This window comes from Paraburkholderia caledonica NBRC 102488 (genome assembly GCF_000685095.1).
GTDB lineage: Bacteria > Pseudomonadota > Gammaproteobacteria > Burkholderiales > Burkholderiaceae > Paraburkholderia > Paraburkholderia caledonica.
This window is the reverse complement of the sequence record NZ_BAYE01000004.1, coordinates 384,652-397,159: the sequence shown is the minus strand read 5'-3', so window position 1 is coordinate 397,159 and position 12,508 is coordinate 384,652. Positions and strand designations below refer to the sequence as shown.

14 protein-coding genes are annotated in these 12,508 nt (G+C 64.2%); 5 read left to right on the top strand and 9 right to left on the bottom strand.

All coding sequences use genetic code 11. The features are described 5' to 3' along the window. Position 1 precedes the first annotated feature (1 nt). From flgG to flgB, 6 genes are all read right to left on the bottom strand, one after another. Positions 2-790, bottom strand: coding sequence for a flagellar basal-body rod protein FlgG (gene flgG / locus BCA01S_RS11305; RefSeq protein ID WP_020070751.1), 789 nt, complete (start codon positions 788-790; stop codon positions 2-4). A gap of 141 nt (positions 791-931) precedes the next feature. Further along, positions 932-1,690, bottom strand: a complete 759-nt coding sequence (gene flgF, locus BCA01S_RS11300) for a flagellar basal-body rod protein FlgF (protein ID WP_027776976.1) — start codon at positions 1,688-1,690, stop codon at positions 932-934. Between the two features lie 20 nt (positions 1,691-1,710). Beyond that, complete coding sequence (locus BCA01S_RS11295) at positions 1,711-3,219, bottom strand: flagellar hook protein FlgE (RefSeq protein ID WP_027776975.1); 1,509 nt, start codon at positions 3,217-3,219, stop codon at positions 1,711-1,713. A gap of 42 nt (positions 3,220-3,261) precedes the next feature. Beyond that, positions 3,262-3,993: a flagellar hook assembly protein FlgD gene (gene flgD / locus BCA01S_RS11290; RefSeq protein ID WP_027776974.1), complete on the bottom strand. Its 732-nt coding sequence runs from the start codon at positions 3,991-3,993 to the stop codon at positions 3,262-3,264. Between the two features lie 10 nt (positions 3,994-4,003). Then, the gene (gene flgC / locus BCA01S_RS11285) at positions 4,004-4,429 is read right to left on the bottom strand and encodes a flagellar basal body rod protein FlgC (RefSeq protein WP_027776973.1); all 426 of its coding nucleotides are present in this window, start codon (positions 4,427-4,429) and stop codon (positions 4,004-4,006) included. A gap of 102 nt (positions 4,430-4,531) precedes the next feature. After that, the gene (flgB, locus tag BCA01S_RS11280) at positions 4,532-5,023 is read right to left on the bottom strand and encodes a flagellar basal body rod protein FlgB (protein WP_027776972.1); all 492 of its coding nucleotides are present in this window, start codon (positions 5,021-5,023) and stop codon (positions 4,532-4,534) included. A 216-nt stretch (positions 5,024-5,239) separates the two neighbouring features. On the opposite strand from flgB, the gene flgA reads away from it, so the two are divergent. The 5 genes from flgA (at position 5,240) to BCA01S_RS11255 (ending at position 8,765) form a co-directional block, all read left to right on the top strand. Continuing rightward, positions 5,240-6,796: a flagellar basal body P-ring formation chaperone FlgA gene (flgA, locus tag BCA01S_RS11275; protein WP_027776971.1), complete on the top strand. Its 1,557-nt coding sequence runs from the start codon at positions 5,240-5,242 to the stop codon at positions 6,794-6,796. Positions 6,797-6,949: 153 nt separating this feature from the next. Further along, on the top strand, positions 6,950-7,303 hold the full coding sequence (gene flgM, locus BCA01S_RS11270; protein WP_027776970.1) for a flagellar biosynthesis anti-sigma factor FlgM: 354 nt from the start codon (positions 6,950-6,952) through the stop codon (positions 7,301-7,303). Positions 7,304-7,397: 94 nt separating this feature from the next. Then, positions 7,398-7,844 (top strand): flagella synthesis protein FlgN, encoded by a 447-nt coding sequence (locus BCA01S_RS11265; RefSeq protein WP_027776969.1) that lies wholly within the window; start codon positions 7,398-7,400, stop codon positions 7,842-7,844. Between the two features lie 331 nt (positions 7,845-8,175). Then, the gene (locus BCA01S_RS11260; protein WP_027776968.1) at positions 8,176-8,358 is read left to right on the top strand and encodes a type II toxin-antitoxin system HicA family toxin; all 183 of its coding nucleotides are present in this window, start codon (positions 8,176-8,178) and stop codon (positions 8,356-8,358) included. Further along, on the top strand, positions 8,355-8,765 hold the full coding sequence (locus tag BCA01S_RS11255; RefSeq protein WP_027776967.1) for a type II toxin-antitoxin system HicB family antitoxin: 411 nt from the start codon (positions 8,355-8,357) through the stop codon (positions 8,763-8,765). Before BCA01S_RS11260 ends, BCA01S_RS11255 begins: the two co-directional genes overlap by 4 nt. A gap of 72 nt (positions 8,766-8,837) precedes the next feature. Here the strand turns inward: BCA01S_RS11255 and BCA01S_RS11250 are convergent, their stop codons facing one another. Genes BCA01S_RS11250 through flhF form a run of 3 tightly spaced genes read right to left on the bottom strand, consistent with a single transcriptional unit; the run spans position 8,838 to position 12,445 of the window. Further along, positions 8,838-9,572: an RNA polymerase sigma factor FliA gene (locus BCA01S_RS11250; protein ID WP_020070741.1), complete on the bottom strand. Its 735-nt coding sequence runs from the start codon at positions 9,570-9,572 to the stop codon at positions 8,838-8,840. A gap of 28 nt (positions 9,573-9,600) precedes the next feature. Next, a complete protein-coding gene (locus BCA01S_RS11245; protein ID WP_027776966.1) occupies positions 9,601-10,470 on the bottom strand; it encodes a MinD/ParA family ATP-binding protein in 870 nt (289 codons plus the stop codon). Further along, the gene (gene flhF, locus BCA01S_RS11240) at positions 10,463-12,445 is read right to left on the bottom strand and encodes a flagellar biosynthesis GTPase FlhF (protein ID WP_027776965.1); all 1,983 of its coding nucleotides are present in this window, start codon (positions 12,443-12,445) and stop codon (positions 10,463-10,465) included. Before flhF ends, BCA01S_RS11245 begins: the two co-directional genes overlap by 8 nt. Positions 12,446-12,508: the final 63 nt, after the last annotated feature.

Below are 12,508 nucleotides of genomic sequence, written 5' to 3'. Positions count from 1 at the left end.
GTCAGACTTGCATCTGGCTGAGCGTCTGCAGCATCTGGTCGGACGTCGTCACGGCCTTGCTGTTGATTTCGTAAGCACGTTGCGTCTGGATCATGTTCACCAGTTCCTGCACCACGTTCACGTTCGATGCTTCGACGTAGCCCTGATTGAGCGTGCCCGCGCCGTTCAGGCCAGGCTGTGCGACGTTAGGCGCACCCGACGATGCCGTTTCCGCGAACAGGTTCTCGCCCTTCGCGTCCAGACCGGCCGGGTTGATGAAGGTCGCGACTTGCATCGAGCCGAGCTGCTGGCTGTTGGTCGAGCCGGCGACGGTAATCGACACCACGCCGTCGCTGCCGATGGTGAGCGACGTCGCGTTGTTCGGCACCGTGATGGCCGGGATCACCTGATAGCCGCTCGACGTCACGAGCTGGCCCTGCGCGTTGGTTTGAAACGAGCCGTCGCGCGTATAGGCGGTCGTGCCGTCGGGCATCTGCACCTGGAAAAAGCCCTGGCCGTTAATGGCGACGTCTTTCGAGTTGCCGGTCTGCTGCAGATTGCCCTGCGTGTAGAGGCGCTCGGTGGCGACCTGTTGCACGCCGGTGCCGAGCTGGATGCCCGACGGCAATTCCGTTTGCTGCGTCGAGTTCGCGCCGGGCTGGCGGACGGTCTGATACAGCAGATCCTCGAACACTGCGCGCGATCCCTTGAAGCCGTTGGTGCTGACGTTCGCGAGGTTGTTCGAGATTACGTCCATCTGCGCCTGTTGCGCATTCATGCCGGTGGCGGCGATATACAGCGAGCGATTCATATTCCTTCTCCTATGTCGACCGGAGTCGGCGCTTCAGCTATGAACCCGAAGTCCGCGCTTAGGCGTTACTCCGGTTCCATGCAAGGCACTTACTCTGGTCCCATGCAACATGGTGGCGAGCCGGCACAAGCCGGCGGCCCGTTAGCTAAAGCTGAGCAACTGGTTAGCCGACTGATCGTTCTTGTCGGCGCTTTCCAGCAGCTTGGTCTGCATCTGGAACTGGCGCGCGTTCGTGATCATCGAGACCATCGCGCTGACCGGGTTCACGTTGCTCCCTTCGAGCGATGCAGGCGCGACCGTCACGGCCGGATCGGCGTCGGCGGGATTGCCGTCGGCGGTGCGAAAGAGGCCGTCGTCGCCGCGCGTCATGGTTTTCGGATCGGGGTTGACCAGCTTCAGCTGATCGACCGTCACCACCGCGGTCGGCGGATCACCCGGTGTGAGCGCCGACACGGTGCCGTCTCTGCCGATGGTGATCTGCGCACCCGGCGGCACCGAGACCGGCCCGCCGTTGCCGAGCACCACCTGATTCGTGGCGTTCACCAGCTGGCCGTTCTGGTCGATGTGCAGATTGCCCGCACGCGTGTAGGCCTCGCCGCCGTCAGTGGTCTGCACCGACAGCCAGCCCGGACCTTCGATAGCGACATCGAGAGGATTGCCCGTCTGCTGGATCGGGCCGGGCGTGTAGTCCGCGCCCGGCGTCGACGACAGCACGAAAGTGCGCGTGGTGTTGTCGTTGATCGAACTGCCGTCGCCGAACGACATCGGCACGGCGCGGAAAGTCGCCAACTGCGCGCGAAAACCAGTGGTCGATGCGTTCGCAAGATTGTTCGCAACGATTGCCTGCTGTTCGAGCGCTTGCGTGCTGCCCGACATCGCGGTGTAGATCAGCCGATCCATGATGGGTCCGTCCTGCTCGCTTACAGGTTGATGAGCGTCTGGTCGACGGTCTGCTGCGTCTTGATCGTCTGCGCGTTCGCCTGATAGTTGCGTTGCGCGGTGATCAGGTCCACGAGCTGGCTCGTCAGATCGACGTTCGAGTTTTCCACGGCGCCGCCTTGCAGCACGCCGTGATTCGTCGAGCCCGGCGCCGAAATCTGCGCAGCGCCCGATGCGTCGGTCTGCTGGAACTCGTTATTGCCGAGGTTCACGAGACCGTTCTGGTTCGCGAAGTTCGCGAGCGCGATCTGGCCGAGCGCGGCCGTCTGCTGGTTCGAATAGTTGCCGGTCAGCGTGCCGTCGGCGCCGATGCTGAAGCTCGTCAGCGTGCCGGCCGGATAGCCGTCGGGCTGCAGCGAATTCACGCCGTCCTTGCCGCCGTACTGCGTAGTGCCGCCAATATTCAGCGTCAGTTTCTGAGGCGTTGCCGAACCGTCGGTGGTCGGCACCGAGAAATTGAAGACGAACGGCGTGGCAGTCGCCGCGCCGGAAGCGTCGGTCGTGCCGAGCAGCGTGCCCGACGAGTTGAAGTTCGCATGGCCGACGAGCGCCGCAGTGCCGGTGGAAACGCCTGCATACACGTCCCACGTGCCGGCGGCCGTCTTGGCAAAATACATGTTGACCGTCTGCGAGCCGCCGAGCGTGTCGTACACCGTGGTGCTCGTCGAGTAGTTGTACGTCGTCGAGCTGTTCTGATTGAACGCCACAGGGGTCGGCGTGACGCTATAGCTGTCGCCCGTCGCCGGCACGCCGTTGAACGTGATCGTCTGGCCGTTGCCGAGCGAAATCGGCGAGCCGGCCGTGTACGTGCCGGTCGTCGACGTGCCGAGCGTGGTGTCGGTCACCGTGTATCCCGTCGCACTGGTGAACGAGACGGTGTAGTTGTCCTTGTTGGTCCCCGACGCCGTGTTGGTGATCGTCGCGCCGGTCGTGCTGAGCGTACCGGTGTTGGTGCCGCCTGCCGTCACGGTCGGCGTGCCGAGCATCAGCGGGTCTTGCGCGTTCAGGTTCAGGCCGGCTGCGATATTGGTCGTCGCCTTCGGCGCGATGTTCGCGGTCGGCACGCTAAGCGGCACGGTCTGCGCGGTATTGATGATGCCCGAGCTGTTCGCCGCGTAGCCCATCAGTTGCAGGCCTTGCGAGTTCGTGATGAAGCCGTTCTTGTCGAGCTGGAACACGCCGTTGCGCGAGTACACGAGCGAACCGTTGTTCGACAACTGGAAAAAGCCGTTGCCGTTGATGGCGACGTCGAGTGCCTGGTTCGTGCTGGTGATCGTGCCTTGCGAGAACTGCTGCTGCACCTGCGCGAGCTTGGTGCCGATACCGACCTGGTTGCCGACAGCCGTCGCCACCGAATTGGCGTACATGTCGGCGAATTGCGCTGCGCCGCTCTTGAAGCCAACCGTATTCGCGTTGGCAATGTTGTTGCCGATCACGTCGAGATCGCTCGACGATGCGGACAAACCACTCAAACCTTGTTGGTAACCCATGACGGTCTCCGTGTCTGGAAAGTCGTAACTGACTGAATCGAATTAGAGGATCGCGGCCACGCTGGTCAGCCCGACAGTCGAGCCGTTCGAGAGCACGAGGCCCGGCGTACCGTTGTTCTGCATGACGACGCTCTGCACCGTTGCGCCTGCGAGCGTGGTGGCCGTGGCTTGCTGGCCGTTGATCGTGCCGACCGCGCTGATCGTGTACGTGCCGTCGGGCAGCGCGTTGCCGGCCGAGTCGGTCGGCGTCCAGCCCACCGGAATCGTGCCCGCCGACTGCTTGCCGAGATCGATCGTGTTGACGATCTGGCCTGCCGAGTTCTTCACGACGACCTGCAGGTCGCTCACCGAGTTCGCGAGTTGCACGCCGAACGCGCCGGCCTTGCCGCTCGCGACCGACACCGAGTTGCCCGGCGCGAGCACGGTCGAGCCGATCAGCAGCGCCGCTTGCGACTGCTGACCCGCCGACATCTGCGTCGCGAGCGAGCTCAACGTCGTGTTCAACTGGCTGATGCCGGACACGGTGTTGATCTGGGCGAGCTGCGAGGTCATCTGCGAGCTGTCCATCGGATTGGTCGGATCCTGGTTCTTCAACTGCGCGACGAGCAGGCTCAAAAAGGTGTTTTGCAGATCGGTCGCCGAAGTGCCCGACGTGCCGGATGTGCCGCCCGTCGAACTGCTCGAGCCCGAGGCACTGTTCGTGCCGTTCATCGTATCGAGCAGCGTTTGCGACACGGTCGTGCCGTTGTTGCCGATGGTGGTGCCAGTAGTCAAGGGGCTCTCCTCAGGTTCCGATCGTGAGCGTCTTCAGCATCAGGGTCTTGGCGGTGTTCAGGGTTTCGACGTTGGCCTGGTACGAGCGCGACGCCGAAATCATGTTCACCATTTCCTGCACCGGGTCGACGTTGGGCAGCGTCACATAGCCGTCAGCGTTGGCCGCCGGGTTGCCGGGGTCGTAGGCGGTCTTCATCGGCGTCGGGTCGTCGACCACGCCGGTGACCTGCACGCCGCCAACCTGCTGGCCGGAGCCGGTGCGCGCGCCGCCGAGCGGCGCAACGCCGAACACGACCTGCTTGGCCTTGTACGGCTGGCCGTCCGGGCCGGTGGTGCTGTCCGCGTTGGCGAGATTCGACGCCGTCACGTTGAGCCGTTGCGACTGCGCGGACATCGCGGAGCCTGCAACACCAAATATGTTCATCAAAGAAGGCATGTTTGCTGACCTTTCCCGCCGGTTCGAGCCGGCTTCAAGTTAGTTCCCGTAGCGATTGTTCTTGCGTACTGCGTGTTTCTTTGCGTGCAGACCGTTACCCGGTTACGAGCCCGACTGGATCGCCGACAACATCGCCTTGATCTGGCTCGACAGCATCGTCATGCCCGATTCGAAGTGCAGCGTGTTGTCCGCGAACTGAACGCGCTCGGTGTCGATGTCGACCGTGTTGCCGTCGAGCGCGGGCTGCGTCGGAACGCGGTATTGCAGGTTGCCGTAGTCGTCGGGCCTGCCGCCCGCCGGGCTCAGCGTCGATTTGCCGGACATGTGGCCCGGCGTGGTCGACGCCATCGACATTCCGCTCGTCACGCCGGCCGGCTGCGCCATCGGCAGCGTCGCGGTGTTCGACGCCGTGTGCGCGGCCACGCCGGTCTTTTTCAGCGCGCCCGCGAGCGACGAAGCGAAGTCGACGTCGCGCGCCTTGTAGCCGGGCGTGTCGGCATTGGCGATATTCGACGACAGGAGCTCCTGGCGATAGGCGCGCACATCGAGCGCTTCACGTCCAAAGGCGAATTCGGCATCGAGTTTGTCCAGCATAAGAATCTCCGGAGAACGGTCCCGAGGCTTCCCGTGCGCCTCGCGTGAGGACGGCATCAGGCGGGAAGACCTTTTTGCATGAGGTGCATCTTATGGGCCGAGTGCAAGCAGCAATCGGACGAATAACCGGGAAAGGGGGCTTCTATTCAACGTTTGCGCGAAGGGGGCTCTCAATAGAATGCAAGGCGTACCAAATGCATTCGACGGAGAACCGCAATGGACCAGCACACTTTCGATCCGACGCGCCGCGCGCAACGCGCGGCGGCGCATCGCCTGTGTGCGGCTGCGCTGCGCGTCGCCGCGCGGCTCCTGCTCAGTTCGTCGCTGGGCGTGTCCGGCGTCGGCGCCGCCGCTATGCTGTTGGCCAATGCGGCGCACGCCGGCGAGGCGGACGGTCCCATCGTGATTGCCGGTCCAAACGAAAAGGATCCAGCGGCACTCACCGAGCTTGCCGAGCATATGCAGGCAGCGCCCGTCAAACGCGCCGGCTCTGCGGCGACGCTCGCCGCCGCCACCGCGCAATCGCTGACGCGCGGTTCGGCCACGCGCGACGCCGACCCTTTCAGCCGCGCCGCCAATGCAAGCGGCTCGATCGTCATCGCGGGCTCGGGCGAAGCGCCGGCCGCGCCGCAAATGATCCGCACCAGTTTCAAGCCCGACGCGAACGGCGTCGTGACCATTCCTGCGCCGGGCCGTGCCGGTTCTGCCGCGACGAACGCCACCAACCTGAATCCGGCCGACGCCGCCCGCCTCGATGAAATGCCGGCCTCGCGCCGTGTCGTTCCGGTCGTCGTGACACCGGCGCCGCAAGCGAACGGCGTGCGTCAGGCCGCCGGCGTCCAGCCGGTGGCGGCCAACGCGCCGGCCAGCGTGACGGGTCGCGCAGCGGCTGCGGCGTCGCAAGCGTTGGGAGCATCGGCAACCGACTCGTTCGACACGCTCGCTTCGCGCGGCGAGCCGCCGCAGCTCGGCGCGGACGGCAAGCCAATCCCGGCGCGTTCGAATGCCCTCGCCAATTCAACTCGTGGCACCGCCGCGTCGCCGACGGCGCGCGTGGCCGCGACGCGGCCCATTGCGGCAGCGCCGGCACCCGCATCCGCACAGCAGAATCCGCGTGCGGCAGCGCCGGCGCAGCCCGAGCCGCTGCCCGGCCAGCAAGACCCTGAAGCAATCCGCACGACAACGCTCGCGTTCCTGCAGCAGCAGTCGGCCGGATTGCCGGGGAAAGTGGACATCACCGTCGCACCCGCGTTTCCACGCGGTCTCGCGGCCTGCATGGTGCTGGAGCCGTTCATGCCAAGCGGCGCCCGACTGTGGGGCCGCGTAACCGTCGGCGTGCGTTGCGCGGGCCAGCGTCCGTGGACCATCTATCTGCAGGCGCGCATCTCGCTGCATGCCACCTACTACCTCGCAGGCCGCGCGATGTCGCCGGGCGAGGTGCTGACGGCCGCCGACCTCGTCGCGCGCGAGGGCGATCTGACGGGCTTGCCGCAGGCCATCGTGACGGACCCGTCGCAAGCAGTCGGCTCTGTCACGTTGACGCGCGTTTCCGCAGGCATGCCGCTGCGCCGCGATATGCTCAAGAGCGCGTCGGCTGTGTCGATAGGACAAACGGTGCGCGTGGTCGCAGCCGGTGAAGGATTCGCGATTTCGTCGGAAGGCAGCGCGATGAACAATGCGTCGCCGGGTCAGCAGGTCCGCGTGAAGACGCCCAACGGTCAGGTTATCTCGGGCATCGTCAAGGACGGCGCGACCGTGGAGATTCAACTGTGAGCCGCGGGCTTTCCGGGCTGGCGGCCGATCCGCATGCGTCCGCCGTTTCAGGGCCGGATCGTATTGACAGACAAGGGAAAAGCAGCAGCGATTGCGCTAAAGTTTTGATCGACGCCTGCCGTTATCAGGATCAAATCGTTCAGGAAGCCAATCGTGAAAGTCGATTCCAAAACCAATTCGAATCTGCCGACGTTGAAAGATGGCGTGTCCCGCTCGCAACAAAGCGACGCGGCGACGGCCAACACCGGCGCGCAGACCGCGAGCACCGCCTCGCAAGCCACTCCCAGCAGTTCGGGCGACGCCAGCGTCAGCCTGTCGGGTCTGTCGCAGCACCTGCGCAGCCTCGCGGCGTCCGGCTCGGCCGACATCGATACGGCGCATGTCGAGTCGATCAAGCAGGCCATCAAGGACGGCACGCTGCAAATCGACTCGGGCAAGATCGCCGACGGCGTGCTGAGCACCGCACGCGAACTGTTGCAAAGCAAAACCCCGTCGACCGGCAATTAATCGACGCATCGAAGTACGGTGAATGGCCGGGCGGCGTTCGACAAACCCGACTCGCGGATCGTCCGCGAGCCGTCGTTTTCAGCGAGTTGTTGAGATGAAAGACGCCCTGCTTGCCACCCTCATCGAAGAGTATTCCGCCGTCGAGGCGTTCGCCTCCGTTTTGACGCTGGAGACCAAGGCATTGACTGCCTTGTCGCCGGTCGAACTGCTGCCGCCGGTCATCGACAAGAAAACCGAACTGATCGGCGAGCTCGCGCAGCTCGAAACCCGCCGCGACGAACTGCTCGCCGGCATGGGTTTTCCGGGCGGTTGGGCCGGCATGGAACTCGCGGCCAGCACAGACGAGCGGCTCGCCGCACAGTGGTCGCTGCTGCAAAAAGCCGCCGAGCGCGCGCGCCGCTTCAACACGAGCAACGGGGAACTGATTCGCGTGCGCATGGATTACAACCAGCGGGCGCTCACGGCGTTGCAGGTGGCGTTGCCGCAAAAGGCCAACTTCTATGGCCCCGACGGACGCATTCCGGCGCGCGCAGCGGTGTGATGCCGGATGACGCTGGTGCCCACCTTCAGCGTCGCTCGCTACTGTGAATGCTGCTAATCGCGATGCTGGCAGCCAACTGAAGCAGCCTCGCGTGAACAGAAGGGTTCGTCGTCTCGACGAGCCCTTTCTGTTTTCTGCCTCCTAGCCCTTCTCCCCCGTCTGCCTTAGCCATTCGGCCAAGTGGCGCGAATCCGTCGCGCACGATCAAATCTCCTCTTTTCCCTAACGAAGTCTTCCGTTGCTAGCGGGCGTGCCGACGCATCGCGGCGAACTGAAGCTAACTTCATCTAGCGAGAGTGTGTAATCGTGTGTATGATTCGAGGAGTGCAATATGTACAGTGCCGAAGTCGTCAAACTGATTCTGGCGAACGGCTGGCGGCTCGTCCGCATAACGGGCAGCCACCATCATTTTCGGCACGCATTCAAAGCCGGGCTCGTGACCATCCCCCATCCCAGGAAGGATCTGCCGGCCGGCACGCTGAACAGCATCTTGAAACAGGCAGGGCTGAAATGAAAAATCTGATCTTCCCGATCGCAATCGAAGCGGGCGACGCACAGCACGCGTTCGGCGTCGTCGTGCCGGATATTCCGGGCTGTCACTCGGCGGGAGATTCGCTGGAAGAAGCTTACGCGAACGCAAAAGAAGCGATCGAGGCGCATCTGGATACGCTGCTCGATGAAGGCTTGCCGATTCCCGAAAGGCTGACGCTAGACGAGCATCGGCGTAATCCTGACTACGCGGGTTTCACGTGGGGTTTCGTGACAACCCGGAATATTCCCGCGCTGAAAAAGGCGGTACGCATCAACATTTCGTTGCCCGAAGCGCTGGTGCATGAAATCGACGAATACGCGCAGGCGCGTGGCATGTCGCGTTCCGCTTTTCTCGCGCTCGCGGCCGAGCATGAAATGGCGGACGCATGACGGAAGGCGCGGGTAACGCCCTCGCTTCACAACTCATTGCCCCGCTGAGCGCTAGCTCACGAGGCAAGCCGCTCAGGTTGCCTCGGCATTCGCCCACGCCATCTCGCGCAAGCGCGTGCGCAAACGCGCTACCGCCTGACTGTGCAACTGACAGACGCGCGACTCGCTGACTTCCATCACCGCGCCGATTTCACGCAGGTTCATGCCGCGCTCGTAGTAGAGCGACATCAGCAACTTCTCGCGTTCCGGCAAGCGGTCGATCGCCTCGACCAGCGCCGAGCGCAGACTGTCGTCGAGCAAGGCGGAAAGCGGGTCCGAATGATCGACGCAGTAGCGGTCGAGAAACGGCTCGTCGTCCGCGGAACGGTCGAAGTCTTCGTAGTAGATCAACTGGCTTCCGTGGAGATCCTGCAACATCGACTGATACTCGTCGAGTGGCATGTCCAGGTGTTCGGCAATCTCGGTTTCGCTCGCCGAGCGGCCCAGATTCTGCTCCACCTTGTGCACCGCCGTCTCCACTTCCCGCGACGTGCGTCGCAAGCTGCGCGGCAACCAGTCGTTGCTGCGTAGTTCGTCCAGCATCGCGCCGCGAATCCGCTGGCTCGCATAGGTTTCGAACTGCGCGCCCTGATCTTCCTTGTAGCGACTCGCGGCATCCAGCAAGCCAATCATGCCGGCCTGAATCAGATCGTCGAGATCGACGCTGGCCGGCATTTTTGCAACGAGCTGCAAGCCGAGTCGACGCACCAGCGGTGCGTACTTCGTCAAAACATCGGCTTGGGAAATCTTTCCCTGAGCGTTATACATCGTGCTCCCCTTGTCCTTGTGCCGCCTCTCAGGCGTGCTGCGCAGACGGTTGGTCGGCGTGTTGCGCCGCTGTAACTGCCGCAGGCGCCATCCATGGCGATTGCGACGACATCGCTGGCCGCATCGGCCAGTACTGCAATTCGGCTGCGAGGTGGCGGAAGTCGCGCGCTGCCGGTGTCGACGGAAATGCGTCGACGACACAACGCGACAACTCCTCGGCTCGCGCCATCCGCGGATCCGCGGCAATACAACCGGCGTCTTCCAGCGCCACCGCGAGGTAACGCCCGGCCACGCCGGCCAGGTTTGCAAAAGCAGTGCGCGCGTCTTCCACGCTCTGCACGTGATTCACCAGCACGCGAAACTGTGCGATGGCGTGCGCGTAGTGCAGACGCTTCATGCACGCATACGCGTCGGTGATCGCCTGTGCCGCCATGCGCGTGACGATCATCACGTCATGGGCCTGCATCGCGAGCGCCGAGAGGTGGCCTTGCTGATCCAGTTGCGCGTCGATCAGCACGATGTCGGCCGAACCGTGCAGTACCACGCCGAACTGCGCCGCGCTATAGCCTTCGCGATGCGCACGTGAGGCGGCGAGCACCGAGAAGCCGAGCGCGTGGCGCAAAGCGGCTTCGTCGAGCGTCATCTCGCCGCGCATCACGGCGGCAAAGTTGCCCGCGCCGCGCACGCTGCCGAGCATCGCGCTCACTGACTTGTCGCCCACGCACTCGTCGATCACGAGCACATCTTTCCCCTGCTGCGCGAGCGCCACCGCAAGGTTCATCACTGTCGCCGTACAGCCGGCGCCCAGCGAACCGCCCGTCACGGCAATCACGCGCGAGCCGCTCCGCGCGAGAAGGCGCCGCAGTCCTTCTGCCTGATCGGAGACGAGCTTATCCAAAGCGGACCTCGTGCAATTCGGCGGTCGAGCGCGCGGACAACGCGGACAGCAATGCCGGAACATCCTCGTCATGCGGCACGAATGGCGAGTGATCGCGCGGAATGCAGAAGGCGCTCTTGATCAGAAAACGTTTGGTCGCGACGTAGAGGTTCTCCGGCACTTTCTGCCCGGTCGACACGTAGTGCACCGGCAGCTTGTAGCGGATCACCGTATCGAGCACGCCGCCCAGGTTGGTCGCCTCGTCGAGCTTGGTCAGAATGCAGCCGGCGAGCGGCTGTTGATCCGGTCCGCGCTGATAGGCCTGCACGACTTCATTGAGCGTGTCGCCGTGACTCGTTGCATTGAGCAGCAACAGGCGCTGCACGGGCTGGCCCGCGCGGCTCAGCATCGCGATCTGCTCGGAGACAAGGCGATCGCGTTGGCTCATACCGATCGTGTCAATCAGCACAATGTGCTTGTTGCGCAATTCGGAGAGTGCGAGTTGCAGGTCGGCGCTGTCTTTCACCGCGTGAACCGACACGCCGAGAATCTTGCCGAAGATGCGCAGTTGTTCGTGGCCGCCGATCCGGTAACTATCGGTGGTGAGCAGCGCCACTTTGCTGGCGCCGAAACGCATCACGCAGCGCGCCGCGAGTTTTGCGGTGGTCGTCGTCTTGCCGACGCCCGTCGGGCCCATCAGCGCAAAGACGCCGCCGCGTTCCATCAATGTGTCTTCGTCTTCCATGACCGGCAGATTGGAGGCGAGCACCGAGCGCACCCAGTCCATGCCCTCGTCCATGTTGTCGACTTCGTCGGGCAGGTTTGCGACCATCATCTGCACGAGCTGCGCGGAGAAGCCCGCGGCGAAGAGATGCTTGGTGAGCGACGCGTGCGCCGGGTTCCGGCGCTGACGATCGCCCCACATGAGGCCGGCGAACTGTTCTTCCATCATGCCGCGCATCGAAGAAAGCTCGTTCATGACGGTTTCTTTGACGACCTGCTCCATGCGCGCCTTGATCGCTTCAGCGACAGCAGCGGGCGTGCGCGAGTCGTCGGTCGGCGGCAGCGTGGTCGGTGCAACTTTTTGCGCGGCGCGCCGTGCGGCGACCTGCGCGGCTTCGCGAGCCCAATCAGGCGTGTTGTCCTCCTGCGACGCGGCGGCCTTGCCCGGTTCCACAGCGGCGCCAAGACCCTTGGCCATCGCGGCGGCCGGCGTCATCGCGCCGGGACGTGCGTTGTATTCGCTTTGCGGTTCGTGGTCGGCGGCGATGCGTCGAGCGTGATCGATCAGCCAGGGATTCGATTCGGCCATCGTACGCGGCGCGTGGAGGTCAGAGGCCGGTGCTGCAGAGCCGGACGGCACGCCGGCGGCCTTCAGCAGATCGGCCCGAATGTCTTCGTTCAAACGAGCGGCGGCTGCTCGCGCGCTCGGCTGGCCGACGTTGATCTGTTGCGATTGCGGCGCCGACGCGGGCTTCGTGGCCATGGCTGGGGCGCCCGGCAATGCGCTCTTGCGCGAGTCGGCCTGCCCGGCCGACGCCTTGGCTGCATTCATCGCGGCACTCATGGCCGCGCTCGGAACAACCTTCGCAGCGGGCTGTGCATCGTGACTGGCGGCTAGCGCTGAGTTCGCGAAGCTGCCCGTCGTTTCGGTGCCGGCTTCCGGGCTCGCGCCGAACACCGACGAGAATACGTCCGGCATGCCGCTCGCGTACGGATTGGCCTGCATCGGCTGCGCGGCGGACATTGCGCGCGGCGCATTCAGCGCGGGCTGCGCAGCCGCTGCATTCGTCGATGCGAATTGCGCTGCGCTCGCGTCTGCGCGCGGAGCCTTCGGCGTGATTGCCGCGAGGTCGCTGTCGGCCAGGGCGACGATCTCGACGCTGCCGTCGTCCATCGTTCGATTGGACAGCACGACCGCGTCGGCACCCAGCGCTTCGCGCACGAGACGCAGTGCGTCGCGACTGGTAGCACCGATAAATTTACGAATGTTCAAGCTGGACCCCCGATGAGGTATACGGACTGACGGACCGGCAACACACCGCTTCCCATTGAGATC